Origin of the sequence: Cupriavidus oxalaticus (genome assembly GCF_004768545.1) — a bacterium.
GTDB lineage: Bacteria > Pseudomonadota > Gammaproteobacteria > Burkholderiales > Burkholderiaceae > Cupriavidus > Cupriavidus oxalaticus_A.
In genome coordinates, this window is record NZ_CP038635.1 from 2,747,216 (window position 1) to 2,770,189 (window position 22,974).

General features: G+C 59.7%; 16 protein-coding genes. 4 read left to right on the forward strand and 12 right to left on the reverse strand.

Annotated features, from left to right (window positions below):
• Window positions 1–6: 6 nt before the first annotated feature.
• From waaA to E0W60_RS23580, 3 genes are read right to left on the reverse strand one after another with little or no spacing between them, the layout of a single operon-like run.
• Window positions 7–1,296 (reverse strand): lipid IV(A) 3-deoxy-D-manno-octulosonic acid transferase, encoded by a 1,290-nt coding sequence (gene waaA, locus E0W60_RS23570; RefSeq protein ID WP_135705726.1) that lies wholly within the window; start codon window positions 1,294–1,296, stop codon window positions 7–9.
• Complete coding sequence (gene waaC, locus E0W60_RS23575; protein WP_135705728.1) at window positions 1,296–2,420, reverse strand: lipopolysaccharide heptosyltransferase I; 1,125 nt, start codon at window positions 2,418–2,420, stop codon at window positions 1,296–1,298. Before waaC ends, waaA begins: the two co-directional genes overlap by 1 nt.
• On the reverse strand, window positions 2,401–3,786 hold the full coding sequence (locus E0W60_RS23580; RefSeq protein WP_135705729.1) for a phosphomannomutase/phosphoglucomutase: 1,386 nt from the start codon (window positions 3,784–3,786) through the stop codon (window positions 2,401–2,403). Before E0W60_RS23580 ends, waaC begins: the two co-directional genes overlap by 20 nt.
• 302 nt (window positions 3,787–4,088) lie before the next feature.
• On the opposite strand from E0W60_RS23580, the gene E0W60_RS23585 reads away from it, so the two are divergent.
• The 4 genes from E0W60_RS23585 to E0W60_RS23600 all read left to right on the forward strand — a co-directional run bounded on the left by E0W60_RS23585 (window position 4,089) and on the right by E0W60_RS23600 (window position 9,157).
• Entirely contained in the window at window positions 4,089–5,375 is a 1,287-nt protein-coding gene (locus E0W60_RS23585) for a sugar transferase (RefSeq protein ID WP_135705730.1), read from the forward strand.
• 37 nt (window positions 5,376–5,412) lie between these two features.
• On the forward strand, window positions 5,413–6,558 hold the full coding sequence (locus E0W60_RS23590) for a glycosyltransferase (RefSeq protein WP_135705732.1): 1,146 nt from the start codon (window positions 5,413–5,415) through the stop codon (window positions 6,556–6,558).
• Window positions 6,551–7,804 carry a lipopolysaccharide biosynthesis protein gene (locus E0W60_RS23595; protein ID WP_135705734.1) on the forward strand — a complete coding sequence of 418 codons (1,254 nt, stop codon included), beginning with the start codon at window positions 6,551–6,553 and terminating at the stop codon, window positions 7,802–7,804. Before E0W60_RS23590 ends, E0W60_RS23595 begins: the two co-directional genes overlap by 8 nt.
• A gap of 135 nt (window positions 7,805–7,939) precedes the next feature.
• Window positions 7,940–9,157 carry a glycosyltransferase family 4 protein gene (locus E0W60_RS23600; RefSeq protein ID WP_135705736.1) on the forward strand — a complete coding sequence of 406 codons (1,218 nt, stop codon included), beginning with the start codon at window positions 7,940–7,942 and terminating at the stop codon, window positions 9,155–9,157.
• Between the two features lie 45 nt (window positions 9,158–9,202).
• Here the strand turns inward: E0W60_RS23600 and E0W60_RS23605 are convergent, their stop codons facing one another.
• The 9 genes from E0W60_RS23605 to E0W60_RS23645 form a co-directional block, all read right to left on the reverse strand.
• Window positions 9,203–10,396, reverse strand: coding sequence for a glycosyltransferase family 4 protein (locus E0W60_RS23605; protein WP_135705738.1), 1,194 nt, complete (start codon window positions 10,394–10,396; stop codon window positions 9,203–9,205).
• A 14-nt stretch (window positions 10,397–10,410) separates the two neighbouring features.
• Window positions 10,411–11,535 carry a glycosyltransferase family 4 protein gene (locus E0W60_RS23610; protein ID WP_135705740.1) on the reverse strand — a complete coding sequence of 375 codons (1,125 nt, stop codon included), beginning with the start codon at window positions 11,533–11,535 and terminating at the stop codon, window positions 10,411–10,413.
• Window positions 11,532–12,428 (reverse strand): GDP-mannose 4,6-dehydratase, encoded by an 897-nt coding sequence (locus E0W60_RS23615; RefSeq protein ID WP_135705741.1) that lies wholly within the window; start codon window positions 12,426–12,428, stop codon window positions 11,532–11,534. The genes E0W60_RS23610 and E0W60_RS23615 overlap by 4 nt, the downstream gene beginning before the upstream one ends.
• Window positions 12,412–13,449, reverse strand: a complete 1,038-nt coding sequence (gene gmd / locus E0W60_RS23620) for a GDP-mannose 4,6-dehydratase (protein ID WP_135705743.1) — start codon at window positions 13,447–13,449, stop codon at window positions 12,412–12,414. The genes E0W60_RS23615 and gmd overlap by 17 nt, the downstream gene beginning before the upstream one ends.
• A 28-nt stretch (window positions 13,450–13,477) precedes the next feature.
• Window positions 13,478–17,887, reverse strand: a complete 4,410-nt coding sequence (locus E0W60_RS23625; RefSeq protein ID WP_167884597.1) for a glycosyltransferase family 4 protein — start codon at window positions 17,885–17,887, stop codon at window positions 13,478–13,480.
• A gap of 88 nt (window positions 17,888–17,975) precedes the next feature.
• Window positions 17,976–19,418: an FkbM family methyltransferase gene (locus tag E0W60_RS23630; protein ID WP_135705746.1), complete on the reverse strand. Its 1,443-nt coding sequence runs from the start codon at window positions 19,416–19,418 to the stop codon at window positions 17,976–17,978.
• On the reverse strand, window positions 19,415–20,638 hold the full coding sequence (locus E0W60_RS23635; RefSeq protein WP_135705748.1) for an ABC transporter ATP-binding protein: 1,224 nt from the start codon (window positions 20,636–20,638) through the stop codon (window positions 19,415–19,417). The genes E0W60_RS23630 and E0W60_RS23635 overlap by 4 nt, the downstream gene beginning before the upstream one ends.
• Window positions 20,638–21,438, reverse strand: a complete 801-nt coding sequence (locus E0W60_RS23640; protein ID WP_276609590.1) for an ABC transporter permease — start codon at window positions 21,436–21,438, stop codon at window positions 20,638–20,640. Before E0W60_RS23640 ends, E0W60_RS23635 begins: the two co-directional genes overlap by 1 nt.
• Complete coding sequence (locus E0W60_RS23645) at window positions 21,435–22,874, reverse strand: mannose-1-phosphate guanylyltransferase/mannose-6-phosphate isomerase (RefSeq protein WP_135705750.1); 1,440 nt, start codon at window positions 22,872–22,874, stop codon at window positions 21,435–21,437. Before E0W60_RS23645 ends, E0W60_RS23640 begins: the two co-directional genes overlap by 4 nt.
• Window positions 22,875–22,974 lie beyond the last annotated feature (100 nt).

Genomic DNA, 22,974 nt, shown 5'->3' on the forward strand with positions numbered 1-22,974 from the left:
TGCCGCTTAGTGTTCCAGGGCTGGCGCCAGCGCCGCCAGCGTACGTACGGTAGCGCCGCGATGCAGCCCGGCAAAAGTCTGTGCATGCGCCCGCATATCCGCCAGCCGCGCGCGGTCCGCCAGCACGCTGCCGGCGGTGCGCACCAGCTCATCCGCATTGTCCACGCGCAGGCACGCGCCCGCGGCAATGGCGTCTTCGGTCGCCTGCGCAAAGTTGAAGGTGTGCGGGCCGATCAGCACCGGCGTGCCGACCGCGCACGCCTCGATCAGGTTCTGCCCGCCCAGCGGCAACAGGCTGCCGCCGATAAAGGCGAGGTCCGATGCGGCGAAGTACATCGCCATCTCGCCCATCGAATCGCCCAGCAGGATATCCGCGTCCACGGGCGCCGTCTCGGCATCGAGATCCAGCGCACTGCGGCGCGCCACCGAGAATCCCGTGCGCGCCGCCAGCGCCGCCACTTCATCGAAGCGCTGCGGATGCCGCGGGATCAGCAGCAGCAACGGGCGCGGCACGTCGCCGGCCAGCGCCTGCCAGCGCGAGAAAGCATCGAGCAACAGCGGCTCCTCGCCTTCGCGGGTGCTGGCGGCGGCCAGCACCTGGCGGCCGCTGAAGGTTTTGCGCAGCCGCTCGCCCAGCGCCATGCCCGCCGGCGCCGGCTGCATGTCGAACTTGAGGTTGCCCGTGATTTGCACGGCCGGCACGCCCAGCTGGCGAAAGCGCTCAGCATCGCCGGCGGTCTGCGCCAGCACGCCCGCGAAGTCGCGGTACATCGCCGAAGCCGCGCGCCCGAAGCGCGCCGTGCGCCGGAAGCTGCGGGGCGACAGGCGCGCATTGACCAGGTACAACGGCACGCCCGCCTTGCGCGCGCCGTGCACCACATTCGGCCACACCTCGGTTTCCATCAGCATCCCCGCCTCGGGCCGGAAATACCGCAAGAACCGCCGCACCAGCCATGGCAAGTCGTATGGCAGGTAGCACTGCAGGATGCGCGGCTCGTTGCCGAACAGCTGCGCGCCGGTCTGGCGGCCGGTCGGCGTCATATGCGTCAGCAGCAGCCGATGGCGCGGATAGGCGCCGAGCAAGGACTCGATCAGCGGCTGCGCGGCACGGGTCTCGCCCACGGACACGGCGTGGACCCACAGCCACGGCCCCTGGTTCGGCAGGCTGCCATAGATACCCAGCCGCTCGCCGACATGGTGCAGGTAGCCGGGCTCCTTGCGCGCGCGCCATGCCAGCCGCAACAGCGCCAGCGGCAGCACCGCCACCCACAACAAGCTATAGATCAGGCGCAGCATCAGGCAGCGACCCCGCGCACGCGGCAGGCGGCCTCGTAGACTTCATCGACCGATGGCACCACGCCGTCGTCGCCGACGTTGGCGATGCGGTCGGACCAATACCCTTCCGTCTTCCAGCGCCATGTCGCGGTATAGATTTCCACCGTCGGCCGGCACAGCGCCGCCGCGATATGGACCAGGCCCGTATCGACTCCGATCACCACTTCGGCACGGTTGATCAGGCCAAAGCCCTGCATCACCGAGAACTTCGGCAGCACGCGTGCCTGCGACACGCCCGCGGCAATCTCTTCGGCGGCCTGGCGCTCCTTGTCGTTGCCCCACGGCAGCAGCATGGTCAGGCCTTCGGCGGCCAGGCGGTTGCCCAGCGCGTGCCAGTTCTGCACCGCCCATTTCTTGCGCGCTCCCGCCGTCGCGTGGAAGCAGACGGCATAGCGCGCCGGCAAGTCCGCCCATAGCGGGTCGTCGACATGCAATGACTGCGCCGCCGGCCCGAAAAACCGTGGCGGCTCCACTGGCGCGATCCCCGTCAGCGCCGCGCCCAGAAGGCGCGAGCGCTGCACCGAATGGGTCTGGCGCGGCACGCGCACCGAGTCCGTGTACAACAGGCGCGCCGCAGGCTCATAGCCCGAACCCTGCGTCGCATTGCCCAGCCCGATGATCGGCGCACCCTGCGCACGCGTCGCCACGCGCGCCACCACCGCGGTCTTGAGCAGACCCTGGCTTTCGATCACGGCGTCGTAGCGCTCCCGGCGCAAGGCATTGCGCACGGCACCGATCTCCTGCCAGGTCGCGCCCTGCAGGATGCGCTTGCGCCAGCGCCTCAGCGCGAACGGAATCACCCGCCGCACCTCGGGCAACAGGCGCACCAGTTCCACATAGCCCTCTTCCACCACCCAGTCGATCTCCGCACCGGGCCAGCGCGCGCGCAGGTCGTGCACCAGCGGCATGTTGTGCACCACGTCGCCGAGCGACGACACCTTGACCAGCAGGATGCGCGGCCGCTCTGGCAGCGTGAACGGCACTGCGGCCGGCATGGGCTGCACCACGCCGGCCGCGCCGACTGCATCGGGCGAAGGTGGCGATGCCGGCGGCACCGCCGTGCGCTCAGAACGGGAGTTGAGCATCCGGTTTCTCGGCCAGGATCACACGCTTGAACTCGGCCTGGATGCGCGCCAGCGCGGCGTCATTGTCCGCTTCGAAACGCATCACCACCACCGGCGTGGTGTTCGACGGACGCGCCAGGCCGAAGCCATCGGCGTATTCCACGCGCACGCCATCGATCTTGTTCACCTCGCGCGCGCCCTCAAAGGTGGCGTTCGCCTTGATCTTGTCGAGCAGCGTGAAGGGCTCGCCTTCTGCGCACTTGAGCTGCAGCTCCGGCGTGTTGTTGGCGTTCGGCAGCGCGTTCAGCACCGCGCTCGGGTCGGCGTGGCGCGACAGGATTTCCAGCAGGCGGGCGCCGGTGTACAGGCCGTCGTCAAAGCCATACCAGCGGTCCTTGAAGAACACGTGGCCGCTCATCTCGCCGGCGATCGGGGCGCCGGTCTCCTTCAGCTTGGCCTTGACCAGCGAATGGCCGGTCTTCCACATCAGCGGCTCGCCGCCGTGCTCGCGGATCCACGGGGCCAGCTTGCCGGTGCACTTCACGTCGTAGATCACCTGCGCACCCGGATTGCGCGACAGGATTTCCTCGGCAAACAGCATCAGCTGGCGGTCCGGGAAGATGACCTGGCCATCCTTGGTCACCACGCCCAGGCGGTCGCCGTCGCCGTCGAAGGCCAGGCCCAGCTCGCAATCGGTCTCGCGCAGGGTCTTCATCAGGTCCTGCAGGTTCTCGATATGCGCCGGATCGGGGTGGTGGTTGGGGAAATTGCCGTCGACGTCGCAGAACAGCTCGGTCACTTCGCAGCCCAGCCCGCGGAACAGGTCGCCAACAAAGGCGCCGGCCACGCCGTTGCCGGCATCGAGGGCGATTTTCATCGGGCGGGCGAGCTTGACGTCGCTGATGATGCGGTCGAGGTACTTTTGGCGCACGTCGACCTTCTGGTAGGTGCCTGCGCCGCTGGTGAAGTCGCCCGCCTCGATGCGCTGGCGCAGGCCCTGGATCTGCTCGCCATAGATGGCCTGGCCGGCGAGGACCATCTTGAAGCCGTTGTAGTCGGGGGGGTTGTGGCTGCCGGTGACCATGATGCCGGACGTGGCACGGACGCCATCGAGTTCGATGTTGGTGCCGAAATAGACCATGGGGGTGGCGACCATGCCCAGGTCGATCACGTCCAGGCCGGCGGTGCGCAGGCCTTCTACGAGGCCGGAGATGAGATCGGGGCCGGAGAGCCGGCCGTCGCGTCCGACGACGACGGCTTTCTCGCCCTGGGCGGCGGCGGCCGTACCAAAGGACTGGCCAATATCCCGAGCCACTTCACGAGTGAGGGTCTTGCCTACGATTCCGCGGATGTCATAGGCCTTAAAGATGGAGGGGTCGATTGCCATATTTTTTCCGTATATGCGACAGCGCGACGGTCTGTCGCAGTCGCAAGTAGTCAACTCAGCCGCTATTGTGCCGGATTTGGAATCGAGGGCCGGCTTCCCGGGGGGTTTATAATGCGCTCCGCTGCTTTGCTCGTTGCAGTACGCCCATTGCCGATACTACCCCGACAGACCCACCCGGCCTTTGCAAGCCAACGATTTCCGGTGCCGAAGGCGCCTTTGTTCCTGGCCAGCCTGTTCCCGTCCGTATGTCGTACTTCCCAGAGCCAGTTGGTCAAACCTTGGCGCCAGCCGAGCGTCACAAGATGAAGCTGCCAACGCGTATATCGTCAGAAACCACCCGCCGCCGCAGCCGCATGCTTGCATGGGGTGCCTTGGGCCTCCTGCTCTACGGACTGGCCGCCCTTGGGGGCCATGAAGCTACCCGCCACGGCTGGGTCACGCAAATCTTCCTGAACACCATCGGCATGTCGGTGGTCCCGTATGCCATCGCCTGCATGCTGCTGGACCGCACCATCTATGTTCCGGCAGTTGAGGGCAACAGCATAGTGGCGCTTGCGACACTAGTGCCCTTCGCTCTGCTCCTTGCCACCTGCGCGGTTTTCCGCATCGAATATTCGCGGGCCGCGATGCTGGTCTGCATGACCATCACAATGGTCTGGCTGTGGAGTGGCTACCTGCGCTTCGTGCGCCACTATGTACCGACGTTCGGCTATACCGATCCCCAGGCGCTCGAACACCTAAACGAACTACTTGGGATGCCTGGTGCGGCGCGCAGCGCACAGGCCGAGTTCCACCGCATCACCACGCTGGCGGAAGCCGCCGACTGCGACGGCCTAATGATGGAGCGCAGCGCTGCTGTCGACCCGCAACGCACCCGGACGCTGGCGCGCTACAAGCTCAGCCACGTCCACGTCTATTCGGTCGAACGGATCGCGGAGCTGCTCACCGGCTGCCTGGCCCTGACACATATCGACGAGAACTTCCTGGACGACCACGCACAGAACTTCCTCTATGCGCCATTCAAGCGGCTGGGCGATATCGCCGCGGTGCTGCTGCTGGCGCCGCTGGCCATCCCCATCGGACTGGCCGTTGCCGTCGCCATCCGCATGGAGTCGAGCGGTCCGGCCATCTTCCGCCAGGAACGCGTGGGCCTTTACGGGAAGGTGTTCACGATGCTGAAGTTCCGTAGCATGGCCGATGAGCCGGACACCGAGGCCCAGTTCGCTGCACATTCCGACCCCCGCGTCACGCGTGTGGGCCGCGTCATCCGGAAGTACCGGCTCGACGAAATTCCTCAGCTGTGGAATGTACTGGTGGGCGACATGAGCCTGATCGGACCGCGTCCCGAACAATCCTCGATGGTCGAGTCCTTCTCCGAGACGATCCCGTTCTATCCCTACCGCCATCTCGTGCGCCCCGGCCTGTCGGGCTGGGCGCAGGTCCAGCAAGGCTATGCCGCAAGCCACGAGGAAACCATCACCAAGCTTTGCTATGACCTCTACTACGTCAAGCACTGCTCGATGGCAATGGATCTGTTGATCGCCGGCAAGACCATGCGCACGCTGCTGACCGGCTACGGCGCGCGCTGAGGCACGGCGTGGCCCGCATGATCTTTCCTCCCGCCCGATGCGCATCCTGCTGCTGACGACAGGACTTCGGCTTGGCGGCGCCGAGCGCCAGGTCGCGGACCTCGCACGCCAGTTCGTTGCCTTCGGGCATGATGTGGCGGTGGTCAGCCTGACACTTGCTCAAGAAGTAGTGTTGCCCTCGGCGGTGACGCTGCATCGCCTGGACCTGCACAAGGATCCGCTGCGATTCCTTTTCACCTTGCAGTCCGTGCGCAAGTGGGTGGGGCGCTGGCAACCGGACATCGTCCATGCGCACATGTTCCACGCCAATATCTTCGCCCGACTGCTGCGGCCGCGGCGGGCCGGCGGCGCGCGCATCCCTGTCCTCTGCACCGCGCACAGCTCACGCGAAGGGGGCAGGCTGCGCATGCTGGCGTATCGGCTGACCGATGGCTTGTGCGAAGCGACAACCCATGTCAGCGCGGAGGGCATGCAGTACATGCTGGACGTCGGCGCCACGAAGGCCGGGCGGATCAGCGTGATGCCAAATGGCATCGATACGGACCAGTTCCGCCGCGACCCGCACGCGCGCGTGCAGACGCGACAGGCACTGGGAATCGGCCCCGATGCCAAGCTCGTGCTCAATGTCGGCCGGCTGGTTCGCGAGAAAGATCAGGGCCGCCTGATCGAAGCTTTCCGCCAACTGGCGGACGATCCGGAGACCGGCGCAGGCATTTGCTTGCTGATTGCCGGCGATGGCCCCCTGAAGGCAGCGCTGATACAGCATGCAGCTGCGCTCGGGCTCTCCCGCGCCGTGCGGCTGCTCGGCCCCTGCGACAACGTTCCGGCGCTGATGAACGCCGCCGACCTGTTCGTACTGTCCTCCATGCGAGAAGGCCTGCCCCTCGTGGTAGCCGAGGCGCTCGCCTGCGAGACGCCGGTGTTGGCCACCGACGTATCAGGCGTCCGCGCGCTGCTGGCGGCGTCGGGCAGCATCGTGCCGGCAGGCGACACCGATGCACTTGCGCACGGCATGCGTGCAGCCCTGCTGGGCCGGCAGGATGTCGCGGCAGGCCGCGCCCACGCCGTTGCCGCATACAGCCTGGCCAGTGTCGCCCAGCGCTGGATCGACCTGTATCGGGAGCTTGTGCTGCGCCGGCGAGCCGCCCTGGCCCACGCCTCCGGCAAGGGCGATCATGCGTAGGCAGATCGCTCGCAACGTCGTCTGGCTGCTCGCCGAACGCGGCGTCCAGGTCAGCGCAAGCATCGGCACCATTGCCATGATCGCGCGGAGCATTGGCCCCGAAGGCTTTGCCCATTTTCAGTATGCGCAAACGCTGGTTCTGTTAGCTTCGTCCATTGCGCTGATCTGCGGGGCCGAGGTAGTGGTACCGCGGCTCGTAGCCAATACGTCGACCGCGGCCCGGCACCAACTCCTTGTGCACGCATATGCCGTCAGGGAAGGCGCCGCGATCACCGCCTATGTGCTGATGCTGGCGGCCATCTGGATCAGCGGACAGGATGAAATCACGCGCCACGTGGCGATGATTCTTGGAATTTCGATCCTACTGCGCGAACCGTTCGGGGTTGTCAACGCCTGGATGCAGGCCCGGACCGATAATCGGGCTGGCGTGATTTTCAGCCTTACCGCTCTCACGACCAGGCTCGGCATTGTCGGCCTGCTATTTCTTACGCAGGTCAATACCGTCCATGAGTATGCTTGGGCTTTCGCCGCGGAATCCGTCATTCTCGCGTTGCTGCTAGCCAGCTACTATCTCAAGGCCAGCCCGCCCCTGCGTATCGCACCGGATTTCACCCTCATCTCGCAACTATTCCGCGATGGAGCGATTTTCTGGGTCGGGTTCATGCTAATGATGAGCGCGCGCCGGGTTGACCAGCTCTTGCTCAAGCCCCAGGTGCCACTCCCGGACCTGGCCGCCTACGCTGCCTGCATGCAGGTCCTGGACAATTTTGTGTTGCTGGCAACGATCGTGGCCAATACGCTGGCGCCGCTGATGATATACGCGCAACCGACCTTCGAACGCTTGCGCGCGAATCTCGTCCGCATCACGCTTGGCATGGCTGCAATCGGCACCGTTGGCGGTACGCTGATTGCCGTCGTCGCCCCGTGGATCGTTCACTTGCTGTACGGTAGCGAGTTCGGCACCGCGGTCGGCCTGTTGCGCACGGCGGCGCTGGCGTCGGGGCTGGTTTTTGCCGATGTTGCGCTTTCATTGCTTGTCGTGCATCTGCGCAAGCCGGGTTGGCTGGCCATCAAATGGCTGATTGTAGTCATCACGATTGCGCTGGTCGACTGGATCATGATTCCCAGACATGGCACCTATGGTGCTGTGGTGGGCTATATCGCCGGCAACTCGGTTGCGCTACTTGTCGGCGCCGCCATGCTGGTTATGTCTGGCAGGCTCATGCCTGAAGAGATTTCGCCATGAACAGGCATCCACATCATGGGCAGCAAGCGGCATGCCTGACAATGGTAGTCTTGGAGACTTTCCGGAATTTACGCTTGCGGCCATTGTTGCGCAAAACGTTGGCGGACCGCCGTCAGTCGCAAATCCGACGCGGATATGCCTGATTACATCCACGAATCCCTGGAGCTAGTCCAGACCCCCTCCCGCGCCGATGGGGCGTACTTGCCCACCGATGCTGCTTTGCAAGCTAAACACGTTGCATTTGTGGCGAATTCGAGCTGGTCAATCTGGCAATATCGGCTCGGCGTCATTCGGACGCTGCTCGGCCAGGGTGCCCACGTCTCAGTCATTGCGCCCGCCGACCGGGCCACGGATAGCCTGATTGCCCTTGGATGCGACTTCTATCCGCTTCGGCTGGAGGCCAAGAGCACCAACCCCCTGAACGACTGGCATTGTTTCAGCCAGTTGCTGCGCCTCTATGGAAAACTGCGTCCCGATTGCGTCTTCCATTACACGATCAAGCCGAATATCTATGGCGGGCTGGCAGCTTGGCTTCGGCGCGTACCGTGCATTGCGGTGATTACCGGCCTTGGTTTTGCCTTCATCAACGACAATCCAGTGGCACGCATCGCCAGGAGTCTCTATCGGATTTCCCTGCATGCTCCGCGGCAAGTCTGGTTTCTAAATACCGACGATGCGCGTGAATTTGCCTCCCGCCGTCTGGTGAACGTTGAGCGCAGCGCAATCCTGCCCGGTGAAGGTATCGACGCAGGTTATTACGCCCCAAGGCAAAACCAAGTTTCAGGGTCAACCAGGCCGTTTCGATTCCTGCTGATTGCGCGCATGCTTTGGGACAAGGGCATTGGCGAGTATGTCGAAGCGGCCCGGAAAATCAAACGCCAGGCACCGGACATTGTGTTTCAGCTTCTTGGACCCGCTGACGTGCAGAATCCACGCGCTATCTCCCGCGCCCAGCTTCTTGAATGGGAGAAAGAGGGAGTCATCGAATATCTCGGCACTGCGCCCGACGTACGGCCGGCCATCGGCCAAGCCGACTGTGTCGTGCTGCCCTCGTACCGTGAAGGGATGCCTCGTACCCTGCTGGAAGCCGCCGCGATGGAAAAACCCATTGTTGCCACCGATGTGCCCGGCTGCCGGGACATTGTCCGCGATGGCATCACGGGGCGTCTATGCAAACCACGCAGCGCGGGCGCACTGCAGGATGCCATGCTGGATATCGCCAGGATGCCGCGGGCAACACTTAAGACAATGGGGCAATCTGCCCGCCATGATGCAATCCAGCGTTTCGGGGAGAGGCGCGTGATCGAGATCTATTTGAAAACTCTGCGCAACCTTTGCCGGGACTCGAATTAATCGAGTGGCCGCGCACGCCCTCCTAACCGGTCAGGGCCTGGCCCGTCAGTCCCGCGGCACATGCGCTTCCACCATGGTACTGGCACCGGCAACGTGCGAGCACTGGGCCTTGTCGCAAACCCGCTGGTAGAGATCGGCATAGGCGGACGTCATGCGGTCTGCCGTGAAGACTGCCTCGAAGCGTACACGCGCTTCACGCCCCATGCGCGCCACCTCTTCAGGGTGGCTGACGAGCCTGTCCATCGCCTGGCGCAACGCCTGTGGATCTCGCGGCGGAACGACAAGTCCCGTGCGCCCGTCAATGTTGACGAAACTGCTACCCGTACCGAGCTCTGCCGAGATCAGCGGTTTGCCGGACATGGCGCCCTCGACCAACGTAATCCCGTAGGCCTCCGAGCGCAAGTGGGATGGAAACACGACTGCAAGGCATAGCTGCAGCAGCGCCATCTTGTCTTCTTCGGAGACGGCGCCGAGAAACTCCACGTTATCCAGCTTCAGCGCCAACGCCTGGCGGCGCAAATCGTTCTCAACCGGGCCCGACCCGACAATGACCACACGCACATTCCGGGTGGTCGACGCGACTGCGGGGCCCAGTGCATCCAGCAGAATGTGCAGTCCCTTGTAGTACCGGATCACACCGATGAAAAGAAAAAAGCCCTCGCCAACCCGGTCACGCCAGGCAGCCACCCGGGCCGGGTCGGGCCGGGGATAAGCAGACTCATTCACGCCGATCGGAATGACCGATACCTTGTCCTTGTGCCTTTGCAGCGTCTCGCTGGTCTCGGCGTAGTTTGGGGACGTCGCCACAATTGCCCGCATGCTGTCCAGAAATTTCCGCTGCAGTGGTTTGTACAACTGCAGCAAGGCTTTCTGACGGACGATATCGGAATGGTATGTGACCACCGCCGGCTTTCGTGGTTGCCCGAGCAAATGTAACAGGTCGCCGAATGGCCACGGAAAATGGTAGTGAATCACATCCGCCCATGCTGCCGCCTCGCGGAAAGGGCCGAGCGCCCGAATGGCGAATGGCGTCGACGCAATTTCGATCGTACAAGGCACCTGGATGACATCGACCCCATCTTCTTGCACGGTGCGCACATCCGCTGCAGCAGGACTCGGCGCAAATACCTTGCATGTGACGCCGTATGCCGCGCTCGATGTTGCGATCTGGCGGATCACTTGCTCGACGCCCCCAAAGGAATCCGGATAATACGTCTTGAAGACCTGAAGTACCCGCATCGTTGTCTTTTTGATTAACTGGCTACCCGCCGATATACCTCGGCAGTCATGCGGGCCGTATTCTCCCAGGACAAGGCTTTCGCTCGATTACGCCCGAGCTCGACGAAATCCGTGCACAGGGTTTCGCTTTCAGCGAAGCGCTGCATGGCATCCGCGATGGCCGCCGGATCCTTGGGGTCGACCTTCAGGGCTGCTTCGCCCGCCACCTCGGGCAGCGACGAAATATTCGACGTTACCACCGGCAAACCGCTCGCAAATGCTTCCAGAACCGGAATGCCATATCCCTCATACAGAGAAGGGAAAACAAACACTCCGGCGCCGGCATAAATGCGTCGTAACGATGCCGCTCCCCTCACGCCATCGAGCCAGACGATACCGTCGCCCGCGTCGCGAGCCGCATTCAGGCGACTCACCTCTTCCTCGCAGTGCCAGCCGGCACGGCCGACGATGACGAGCTGCCGTTCGCGTCGGATCGCTTCGGGCAGCGCTTCGTAAGCATTCAAGATACCCACGACATTCTTGCGCGGCTGCAGCGTCCCGACATACAGGAAGTAGCCCCGGCGCAAGCCGCGCAAGGAGAGTTCCTTTTCTACGTCGGCGTGTGACGGTGAATGGAACCAGCCGGCATCCACGCCACACGGAACCACCGAAATACGTCGCTCGTTCACCCCGAAGTACTCGACCAAGTCCGGAATTGCCGCATATGACAACGCAATCACATGATCAGCATAGCTTGCCGAGCGCCGCAAGATAAGGCTTTTCAACGCACGGAACCGGCCGCCGGTCCATTCAGGATGCTTTAGGGGGATGGCGTCGTGAAGTGTTGTCACAACCGGACAGGGCATGCGTACTGCCTTGTAGTCGGTGCAATGGAAGACATCTATCCGCTCCCCGACGGGCGCTGGTACCCCAAAACTGGCAACCAACATTTGCATAGGGAACGATCGGGGCAAAGCGTCCCCTTCGAACATACGCGCGCGGTTTGCAAAGATGGGGAAGGAATACCCGCGAACGGCAACCCCTACCTGCGCCAGATTGTGTCGCAAGGCGGCCGTATAGACGCCAATGCCGTCAAGGTGGCCGCCATTGCGAACTGGTTCCAGCACCGAAGTGCTGATTCCGACTCGCAACGGGTTCATTCTTCGTACATCCAGCGCAGCGTTTCTTCGAAGGTCGGGCGGACCAGTCCTGGAACGAGCCGACTCAACTTCTCGGGCGAACCGACGAGTACCTTCACTTCGTTCGCTCGGACGAAGGCCGGATTCACGGTAATCTCAATCTCATAGCCTGCAAGCTTTTCCAGCGTACTGACTACGTCGCGCAAAGCGTACGGCACGCCGCTGCAAATATGCACGACCTCAGCCGTCGCGGAGCCCTCCAGCAGCGCACGATACGCGTGCGCGACTGTCCTGACGTCGGAAAAGTCGCGCATGACGTCCAGGTTCCCGAGTTCGATACGCGGCTGACGTTGGCGGAAATGGTCAACAATCTTCGGCACGAGGAACTGCAAAGCTTGGCCGCGCCCGGTGTAGTTGAACGGACGCGTAATGATCAGTGGCAACTTGTCGAACCATGTCGCCGCCATGTATTCCATGGCCGCCTTGCTGGCCCCATAGTGATTCACCGGTTGGATTCGCTGGTCCTCGAATAACTCGCCGCCAGCGGTATTGCCATAAACATTGGCGCTACTCGCCACCAGTATCTTCTTGGGGATATGCCCTACATCGTGGCACGCCTGCAGCAGATTGCTGGTTCCAATAGCGTTGACACGATAGAACGCCTCGGTTTGCGCATGCGCGACAAAACTGATCGCAGCGAGGTGAACGATATAGTCAGGCTGGTGCGCTTCAATGACATCACGGCATGCCTCAGGCGATGCAATGTCAAGGACAATGCTATCCGGCGAAGACGTCATGGCGGTAGGGATGACGTCATACCCGGCTGCGGCCAGTTCCTCGCAAACATAGCGACCGGTAAAGCCTCGGCTACCGGTCACAAGCACGCGCCCCGCGCTATTAGAACGAGAATCCAATCTCGTTTCTCCGCACGTCCGCCGCTACCATCATCTCGCACAACTGCTCGAGGGTCGTATTGGGTTGCCAGCCAAGCTTTGCCTTCGCATGCGACGGGTCACCGATCAGCAGGTCCACCTCCGCCGGGCGATAGAACTTCGCATTGACGCGCACAACGGTCTTGCCAGTGCTGGCGTCCACGCCCGTTTCATTCTCACCCTGGCCCTTCCATTCCAGGCTGACATCAATGGCCTTGAATGCCATGGTCACGAAGTCGCGAACCGTCTCGGTACGATTCGTAGCCAGCACGAAGGTATCCGGCTCGTCGGCCTGGAGCATGCGCCACATGCCTTCCACATATTCCTTGGCAAAGCCCCAATCGCGCTTCGCATCCATGTTGCCCAGTTCGAGCACGTCCAGCTTTCCAAGCTTGATCTTGGCGGCGGAATCCGTGATCTTGCGGGTCACGAACTCGCGCCCCCGCAGCGGAGATTCATGGTTGAAAAGAATACCGCTGCTACCAAAGATGTCGTACGACTCGCGGTAATTGACCGTGATCCAGTGAGCGTAGAGCTTAGCCACACCATAGGGGCTACGCGGATAGAAAGGCGTGGATTCCGTTTGCGGAATCGCCTGGACCTTGCCGAACATCTCTGAAGTGGAGGCCTGATAGAAGCGGATCCGAGGGTTGACGATACGGATTGCCTCAAGCAGGTTCAGAGCACCAACGCCGGTGATCTCGGCCGTCGTGACTGGCTGCTCGAACGACACGCCGACAAAGCTCTGCGCGGCCAGATTATAAATCTCCGTGGCCTCGCTTTTTTGTAGCAGGCGAATGCAGCCGCTGAGATCGGTCAGATCAAACTCGACCAGATGCAGCCTTTCATGGCCCGTAACACCTAGCTCGTCCATGCGCCAGAAGTTGACAGAACTCGTGCGACGATAGGTGCCGTAGACGGTATAGCCTTTTTCCAGCAGCAGTTGGCTCAGGTAGGCGCCATCCTGGCCGGTAATCCCCGTAACAATGGCCGTTTTGCTCATTATGCACTATGCCTCTTAAAGAGATAAATTATGAATTGAGAGCTTCCTTCCTGGCGACGGCGTCGTCAAGGCGAAGGCCTTGCAGCATCCCACCCAGTCGGTAGCCTAACATCGGCCAAGCATGTGCCTGCAGCCAACGGTCTTGTGCACCGGCAGTCGCCGCGAGTTTCTCAGGAGAAGAAAGCAGTTCATCCAGCCCCCTCGCGATATCCGCGGGAGCCGTGCCCGGCAATCGATGCACGGCTGAATCTACATCACTAAAAATCTGCAATGGTGTGCAAGCCACAGCGCGCCGGGAAGCAAGCCCGTAGCGCACCGCCGCGCTGGATGACTCCGCTGTATTTTGGTACGGGAATACGACCAGGTCGGCGCAATCCAGCAGCGCCATGCTGGCTTCGTCGGGCAGGAAATCAGATACAAAGCGAACCCGAGATGCGCATCCAAGGGACTGGGCCAGATGGACACATCGCCGGAGTGTGTCTTCCGAAACCGGTTGGGGATACAAGGCACACACCATCAACAGATGGCTATCCGGATGCTTGGTCAAGAGCGTGGCAAATGCCTCAATCAGCTGCTCGAACCCTTTGTGCGGCAGCATGAAACCATAAGCTGCAACAACTTTTCCACTGACCGGCAGATTTGTCGCCTGTCTGGCGGCCTCTTGGCTCTGCCGTGCCCGATACATGACCCCGTGAGGGAAGATCGCGACATTATCTACCAGACCGAAGCCCTTCAATCGATTCACATCGTCAACGCTATGCACAAGCAGTCGCGACGCCAACCTGAGCTCGGAGGCAATTTGCCCCAGCGAGGAGTGGACCCCGGCAAACGTCACATCCGCCGTGGAATGGAACGTCACCACGGTAGTGATACCGAGTCGGTGGCAATGATTCAGCACCGCCGCAAGCCCCTGCATCGACAAAAAGGCAAAATTGTGCTGAATAACGAGCACATCCAGATTCGCCTCCGAGATGGCCGTGAGCAGGCCGTCGATATTTCCAAACTGGTCGGTCCAGCACCGCACAACTCGCCCATCATCAGGCTCGAGCGTCTCGCTCGCGTGCGAAGCAAAAATGCGTACATCGAATTCTGCAGCATTCAGCTGCGAAATCAAAAATCCCGAATAAATCGCGATCCCGCATTTCGTATTCCAGGAAGAGAACCAGCCCAGCTTGACCGGCCGACTGCCATGCAACGGATCAACGGAGGCACAGTAATCATCCAACGCTATCAGCTTATCGGCACTGGATTGCCAATTGCAGCGCTCTGCGATGAAGGCGCGTGCCGTCGCCACCTTGCGCTCAACTTCTTGCGCGAATGCCGACCTGACGGCCCGCATCTGGCGCCGGAGGCTGTCGAGATCGGGCTCAGCCCACATCGAATCCGACAGATTCATATGGGATTGGGCATGCGCGAACTTATAGTCCACAAGCCATGCGGTTTCCTCAGTGCAGAAGTCAGTTTGGCCACCGTAGTTTGTAGTGATGACGGGCAAGCCAAAGCGCATCGCCTCTGCCATCGGCAAGCCAAAGCCCTCACCCCGGGATGGCGCTACGAACGCGTTGCAGGCGCGGTAGAGTTGTGCAACCTCCTCACTGCCAAGATCCGCTTCGATCAGTTCGATGGCCGGGCATCCTTCGCGCGAGCTTAGAGATTCGATCAGTTGTCGTACCGACTGGTGTGGATTTGGAAACGTCTTGATTACCAACACCACGTCTGGATCCCCGGCGAATTCCTTCACATAGGCGTTGATCAGGACATCAACGCCTTTGCGAGGAAAACAGGATGACACATGGAGGAAACGGAAGCCTGGCCGCAAGTTAAGTGCGCCGCCATTACCCGAAGGCATCGGAACATGCTCCACGCCGTGTCCATAGACAGTAATAGGCGTGCGAACACCGTTATCCCGAAGAATCTTCTTCACAAAGCTCGAGGCTGCGCCGATACCATCCAGCCAGGTATTGAAGCGCACCACCCAGTCCGGATCAAGGCCAGTCTCCTCCCATGCAAAGCACAAGATGTTCCTGCTTCCGCGGGCATCTGCGACACGCGGAGGATAAAGATTGCGCACCACGGTGCCAATACTCTCTACCTCGGAGGATTTGGCAACAAGATCGGCAAGGCCTGGAATGGCCGCGAGTTGTTTCTGATCGACTGGGTAGCGTCCCGGCCCTTCGGTCGGCAGCGCTGACACCATGCCCGGAAACCTGGCGGCAAGACCAAAGGCAACCTGTCGGTTCACCAAGGCAAGGCTATAGCTCGTTTCGAGCGGTCCCTCAACCTGGAATCGAATCGGCGCCTGATCAGGAATTTTCTCAACCTTCGGCCGCCGTACGTCAGCCAGGATCCCTTGGCGCTCAAGGAATGCGGCAAAATCGGCCAGCAAGGTGCCTCGGGAGAAATCGAGCGCACGCACGCGTTGCGCTTCAACAATCTGCCGGCGCAGGGCTCTGTCAAACATAATAGTCTTGACAAGACCTGCCACAGCCAACGGGTTCTTGCTGTGGATCAGAACCCCCGCTCCGCCCAGCGTATCCGCAATGTTGCTGCTATCGAAAGCAACCACAGGCAAATCCAGGCTCATCGCCTCAATCACTGGAATGCCAAAACCTTCGTGATCGCTGAGGCACAGAAATACATCAGCAATCCTGTACCAGGCCACCAAATCTTCATTGGAAACCTTCCCGGTAAAGGTCACGGCACTCTGGATTCCCAGCTCTGCGATGCGGTCGCACAGTTGCCGGTAATAGGGATCTTCGGCATCAAAGCCTCCCACGAAAACGAGCCTTACAGGCTGATTCACCATCTCAAGCAAGCAAGCGAATGCTTGTAGCACATCCAGGTGACCTTTGTGGGGGGACACACGACCGACAAATAGCACGGTCAGACATCCGGATTCCGACAAAACAAGCTGCTCATTCCAGAGTCGCGACTTTATCTCGTCGGTATCAATTAAAAGCGGCAAGATCTCTACATCCGTGTAGCCGCAATCAATCAGCTCCCTGGCGTTCAATGCCGATACAGCAATAGCCGCGTCCATACGCGACATGAATTCCCGGACCTGGCGCCGGCCCTTTACCGAGTAGTGCCGGAATGGAGAGTCCGGCGGGAAGAACTCCGCCGGAGTAATGTTGTGATAGCACAGTAGCTTGTGTCCACCTAAGCCAGATACCCATTCATCCAGGTCGTGGCCCATCGAGTGATGGATGATGACGACATCGTCCGGCCCAGGCCGCAAATCGGTATGGGGGCAGATGGCCCCGGCAAGCTCCGGGGCAACGTGCTGCGCATAGACTTCAGACGCGAAGCCGAGATCGCGCAGCATGCCGCGCATCATCAGCATCGAATTGGTCACAGCGTCTCCAAAGGCGGTACCAGAATGGAACTGATGAATCGCCCTCACCGGTCTGCGCACCGGCGCCAAGTACGGCCCGACGACCTCCAGGAAGCGGCGCTCGGTCGCACTGGTTGAATACCGGTTATGGAATCGCTGCCGGCCTCGCATATGCATGCGTTCGAGGTCGTGACCGTGCGTCGACAGCGCTTCATCCATGCGCGCAGCGAAGTCTTTAGCATCATCGCTGGTCACCAGCCATCCGGCGTCGCCCATGGTTTCCGGCACCGCGCTGGTTCCAAGCGCCACCACAGGAACACCAAAGGCCATTGCCTCGATCAATGGCACACAAAAACCTTCGTGCTCGCTCGTGATGGCGAACAGATCCGCGTGCCGATATACGGTCGCAAGGACCCTACCGCTGACCTTTCCAGCCATTCTCACCGCACCTTCCAATCCGAGCGAGGTAACCAGGCTGTCCAACGCCTCATGGTACGCTCTGAGCCTGGAATCCTTGGAGCCGATGATGACCAGACGCACATCGTCGTGCTTCTTGCGCAACTCTGCAAAGGCTTTAAGGAGCAACGGATGGCCCTTGTTGGGGGCCAGGCGCCCGACAACAACAATGTTCCTCTTACCGTCCGAGAGCAACGATGCCCAAGCAGGATCGTCAGGCTCGGCGAACAGTTCCTCGACATGATGGAAAGGCGGAATGACTGCGCAGCAGTCAGCATTCACTCCGTGACCGAGGAATTCCTCAACGTTGTACGAGGAGTCCCCCCAGAGGGCATCAAGTTCAGACGCAATGGCAGGGATGGTTGCACGCGCAGCCTGGCAATGCTCCACATATTCAGCATTGATGCCGTCGAAGAACCGAGCCGGCGTAATATTGTGATACTTGACAATACGCGTGCAAGTCAGCTCCTTCAGCAGCGCCTCTCCCGGAGGCCAAGCAGCGCAGAAGTGATATATGAACAGGTCTTTCTTTTCGCTCAGAAATCCAGATACTTCCTCGACATTGATAATTGGCAGACCGAGCTCTAGCGCGTGCTCGTTGGGAAAAACGCGCACATCGCAACCACGTGTAGCCAGTGCGCGTACCATGCCGATAACGTCATTACTAACTGCGTCCCCCGCGCTCAGGCTCTGTACTCCGACTACTACGCGCGTACGACGGCCCGTTACCGTGTTTTCACTCACCATGAGTTTCCCTGCGTTCCGTTGCCGGATTCTTGTTGATTGCAGTTATTTCTCGATTCACCTTTGCCACGAGTTCGCCTATGTCAACCTTGGTCGCACGCATGGACACAAAAATACCCTCTGGCGTGTCGCCGTTGATTTGCTTGAGAATCGCAGATCTTGACCGTGCGCTAAAGAAATCGTAGCGATAACTAGTGGACGACGCACGCTGGGATGTCTGGGATGAAAGTGAAATTAGACGCCCAGCCATAGCGCTCCAGAATCCCGGATAGCGACTACGCACATGAAAAGCAGCCGCGCGAACGCCCGGCATCTTCTTTGCCAGCGGGACAATTTTGCGAGCAATCGCCACAACTGCGGGACGGGCAAGACGCTTCACATACCGCTTCCACGCGGCTGCGTCTTTTCCTATCGCAATTCTCACCAAGTCCGCGCCCCTGCGCAGCGGCGCTGTCAAACGCCAGGCGGTACTGTTACTAATTGCATCAAACCGCGCTTGAAGATCCGCATTATGGCGTTTCAGGGCCTCGCATTCCGTCCACAATGCACAAAGCCGGCCGTCAAGCTGTGCGATCTGTGCCGTGTGCTGGTCGCGCTCCGCCTCCAAGAATCGATTCAGTGACTCAACCCTCTCATTGGCGCTTTCGGCTTTGGCCCTCATTTCACTGAGTGCGGCCACAGCCTCCCTGACCTCGTCACGCGCCAAACCGACTTCTTTCTCCAGATCCGCGACTGGATAGCTCAGGTGGTGGCCGCGGCTAAGACGAAAGTGATCGAAGTAGTTTGGCGGCACTTCGAATGCGGCTGCCAACGCCTCATGCTCGATTGCAAGGAAGTACTCGTTAATACCGTCGAAGTACACCTTCCGATAGCCCGCAGAGACTACAAGATCGTGCCACGCTTCAGCGACCAATAAACCGTCCAGTGGTTTGGTTGCTTCCACCACAATGATCCAGGGGCGATGATGCCTGAAATCAGAACCTCGCAAAACCGCCTCTTCGCCCCCTTCAACATCAATCTTCAGGAAATGGACGTCGCCCGAGACATATTTGTCCCAAATGGCGGCGAGTGTCATAACCTCGACGCTTGATGTGGCGAACTCCCGCCCGCTCGAATGATGAGCCTCGGCTACCTCCTTCTGTGTGGTAGACAGCCCCGTATTTTCGAACTCGAAGAAGTCAACGTGTCCCGGTTTGGCCCCAATCGCGGCAAGAACGGACAAATCACGAGGCCGCTTCTCGACAAGCGCCTTATAGTATTGTTCTACCGGTTCTACATTAATTCCGCTCCAACCGCGGTCGTAAAAGGCACGGGTGACGGAATCGACGTCCGGGTCGTTCGCCCCGATATCAATGTAGAAACCATTGCTGACGTCCTTGAGCGCACGCCACAGCATGACGTCCTCGAAGTTCTGCGCATACGAAATAAATGTCATGTGCGAATAATCTCCAGGCGCGAGTCCAGCCAGGCTGAGCCAATGAAGTGTTCGCGGGAAAGATTTGCGACAGTAAACACCAATGCCAGGTCACGCCACTCGTAGTTGTTGACCATATGCGTATCGGTGCTTGTAAGCGCCGTCGCGATCGAATAACTACCCGCGCCGAGATTCAAAGGGAATCGGTATTCAAAAGTTATGGCTTCGCCCGCTACCACATCTGATAAGGGGAAGCGCTTGATGTCAGAATTGGTGCCGAACACCGGCTGCCCGACCCGATCCTTTATCATGTAGCCACAAACCAGCCGCGGGATATGGGCCTGGGCTGCAACCTTGATTCGCAACGTGACTTCGGTGCCAACATCAATGACTTCCACACGCTCATCGCGGTGGTTATACAGTCCAATATCAACAACGGTTGCCTCACCGGTACCGGACGACACCTCGGTACGACCGTCCTCCAGCTTGCGAGTCCGCACCAGGTCACTCTCCCGTTCGGCGAGCATGGCATTATAAAAATCCATGATCTCTTCAGGAGAGCCTTCCCGTTCGAGGCGCCCTGCATTAAGCAGGATCGCGCGGTCGCAGATGGACTGGATTGCCATTTTGTCGTGCGACACAATCAGCAACGTGGTGCCCTCGGCGCGGAATTTTCTAATCCGCTCGAAACTCTTGTGTTGAAAATAAGTATCGCCGACCGATAACGCCTCATCAACAATCAGAATATCCGGTCGTTTCGCGGTGGCCACGCTGAACGCAACCCGCATTTGCATGCCACTTGAATAAGTGCGGACCGGCTCGTCAAAGTAATCACCGATCTCGGCGAACTCCTGAATCTCCGGAATGAGCGCGTCGATCTCTGGCACGGACAAACCAAGCAACTGCCCCGCCATATAAACGTTCTGCCGACCGGTAAAATCAGGATGGAAACCCATGCCCAACTCAAGCATGGCCGCCACTCGACCAGATACGGTGATAGCCCCTGCCGTAGGCTGGCTGGTCCCTGTAATCATCTTCAGCAGCGTACTCTTGCCAGCACCATTGATACCGACAATACCGACTGCCTCGCCTGCCTTGACTTCAAAACTGATGTCGCGCAACACCCATTTCAGGTGATGTCGCACCCCGTTCCCGGGAATAATCCACTCCAGCAGGCGCGACCAGCGGCTCGAATATTGCCGGTACGCCTTGCCAACCCCTGTAACCTGTATCTTGCCCATCAGAGTTCGTCCACAAGTTCACCAGAACGATTGCGGAATAACCGCAAGCCGAGTGCACACATTACCAAACCGGCAATCAGGCACGGCAGAAGTGACGACCATTGGGGCTCCACATGCTTCACGAGAATATCCTGGTAGGCACCAACTACTGCAGCCATGGGATTGAACGCGAGCAATTCCTTAATTTTCTCCGGCAGCACCGTGACCGGATAGACGATAGGGGTGAGCCAGAACCAGAACTGGATCAACACCCCAAACAACTGGCCAACGTCCCGGAAGAAAACGTTCAGCACCCCCAGAATCATCCCCAGGCCGATGGAGAACAGGATTTGCACACCGAGTACCGGGAATACATCGAAGAATACCCAGCCTGGGAAGTTTCCGGAGATCACTAGGAAACAAACAAAGATTCCGAAAATAATGCCGAAGTTGATCGTACTATTGACAATCACGATCACCGGGAGGCAAATTCTCGGAAAGCTTATCTTTTTGATCAGATTAGCATTATCAACAAATACGTTGATTGATCTGGTCGTAACCTCGGCAAAATATGTCCATGTCAGCGAACCTGCGCACAGATAAATACTGTATGCAAGATGACTATCGATGCCAGGCAGCCGCGATCGCATCATCTGCGAAAAGATGACGGTATACACGACGATCATGGCAAGTGGATTGATAATCAGCCAAGCCGCACCAAGAATCGAATTCTGATAGCGCGACTGAAACTCCCGCTTTGCACTACCCGCTATGAAACCGCGATAGCTCCAGATCGCGCCAAGTTGACCAGCCTTAATCAATTCGCCCGCCCATATTTATCTTCAAATCGAACAATATCGTCTTCGCCCAGATACTCACCACACTGAACCTCAATCAACACAAGATCCATCACACCGGGATTGATCAGGCGATGCTTGTGCCCTGCCGGAATATAGGTCGATTGATTAGGCTGCAACGAAATAACCTGATCGCCATTGACAACATCAGCAGTACCACTCACCACAATCCAATGCTCGCTTCGATGGTGATGCATCTGCAGCGATAGTTGTGCACCAGGCTTGACCACAATCCGCTTGATCTTGAAGCGGTCGCTTTCCTCCAGGACGGTATAGGTACCCCAGGGGCGATGCGCAGTCTTATGGATCTTGTAGCTCTCGTGTCCGTTCCGCTTTAGCTGACCGACGATGTGCTTGACATCCTGAGTGCAGTCCCGGTTGGCAACCAGCAGCGCGTCAGGGGTATCCACGATGATCAAGTTATCAACGCCCACTGCGCCAACTACCCGCGCGTCGCTCTTAATGTAGCAATTGCTGACACCATGCAAAAGCGCTTCACCATAAATGCGATTGCCCTGAGAGTCGGGCGGCGTCAATTCACTGATGGAATGCCACGAGCCAATATCACTCCAACCCATATCACTCGGAACAATCGACACCCGGTCAGATTTCTCCATGACGGCGTAGTCGATGGAAATATCTGTCACATGCTTGAATTGCGAGGGCTCGAGTTCGACAGACCGGCAGCCATTGGCCGTTGATACCGCGCCGGCCGAAATACTTCGTTCGCAGGCCGTCAGCATATCCGGCGTGAAGCGAGCGAATTCTTTAAGAATTGTTCGAGCAGAGAAGCAGAACATGCCGGAATTCCACAGGTGCTTCCCGCCCGCGAGCATGGCCTCCGCGACATCGAGCTTTGGCTTCTCTACGAATCGCACCACCGGGTGGACACCGTCCAGCCCTTGCTCACTATCGAACTCGATGTAGCCATAGCCAGTTTCGGGCGCGGTCGGGCGAATCCCGAAGGTCACGATACGACCTTCAATTGCGGCAGCGGCTGCCGCGTCCACGGCAGACCGGAACTTGTCCAGGTCTTCGATCAGGTGGTCAGCCGGGAGAACCAACATAACTGCGCCCTCCCCGTGATGCTGCGCAATCCAGCAGGCGGCAGACGCCACCGCACCGGCCGTGTTGCGACCAAAAGGCTCCAGCACAAAACCCAGGGGGATCTGGTCGCCGTTGACTTCCTGGCATTCGTCTCGGGTGAGGAAGTAAGTCTCGCGATTCGTCACCAGCACCACTTCCGGCACATCGTCAAACAAAGTGGCCCGCTTAAAAGTCTTCTGCAGCAAACTTTCACCATCAGCAAGCTTCAGAAGCGGCTTTGGGAATGCCTCACGGGAAACCGGCCAGAGACGAGTTCCTGCACCACCGGAGATAATGACTGGAATGATTTGCATGATTGACCACTTTTTTGACTCAGGGCCGAATTGTAACGGAGCACCCCGCCGACCCTGTAAGACCCATGTAATTTTGTCTTGCCATCTGTAACGTTCACGG

Coding starts and splice junctions, on each gene's coding strand:
- E0W60_RS23630 (WP_135705746.1), bottom strand. CDS start 19,418: ATGACATTTATTTCGTATGCGCAGAACTTCGAGGACGTCATGCTGTGG.
- E0W60_RS23595 (WP_135705734.1), top strand. CDS start 6,551: ATGCGTAGGCAGATCGCTCGCAACGTCGTCTGGCTGCTCGCCGAACGC.
- E0W60_RS23610 (WP_135705740.1), bottom strand. CDS start 11,535: ATGAACCCGTTGCGAGTCGGAATCAGCACTTCGGTGCTGGAACCAGTT.
- E0W60_RS23635 (WP_135705748.1), bottom strand. CDS start 20,638: ATGGGCAAGATACAGGTTACAGGGGTTGGCAAGGCGTACCGGCAATAT.
- gmd (WP_135705743.1), bottom strand. CDS start 13,449: ATGAGCAAAACGGCCATTGTTACGGGGATTACCGGCCAGGATGGCGCC.
- E0W60_RS23580 (WP_135705729.1), bottom strand. CDS start 3,786: ATGGCAATCGACCCCTCCATCTTTAAGGCCTATGACATCCGCGGAATC.
- waaA (WP_135705726.1), bottom strand. CDS start 1,296: ATGCTGCGCCTGATCTATAGCTTGTTGTGGGTGGCGGTGCTGCCGCTG.
- E0W60_RS23605 (WP_135705738.1), bottom strand. CDS start 10,396: ATGCGGGTACTTCAGGTCTTCAAGACGTATTATCCGGATTCCTTTGGG.
- E0W60_RS23645 (WP_135705750.1), bottom strand. CDS start 22,874: ATGCAAATCATTCCAGTCATTATCTCCGGTGGTGCAGGAACTCGTCTC.
- E0W60_RS23590 (WP_135705732.1), top strand. CDS start 5,413: ATGCGCATCCTGCTGCTGACGACAGGACTTCGGCTTGGCGGCGCCGAG.
- E0W60_RS23600 (WP_135705736.1), top strand. CDS start 7,940: ATGCCTGATTACATCCACGAATCCCTGGAGCTAGTCCAGACCCCCTCC.
- E0W60_RS23625 (WP_167884597.1), bottom strand. CDS start 17,887: ATGGTACGCGCACTGGCTACACGTGGTTGCGATGTGCGCGTTTTTCCC.
- waaC (WP_135705728.1), bottom strand. CDS start 2,420: ATGCTCAACTCCCGTTCTGAGCGCACGGCGGTGCCGCCGGCATCGCCA.
- E0W60_RS23585 (WP_135705730.1), top strand. CDS start 4,089: ATGAAGCTGCCAACGCGTATATCGTCAGAAACCACCCGCCGCCGCAGC.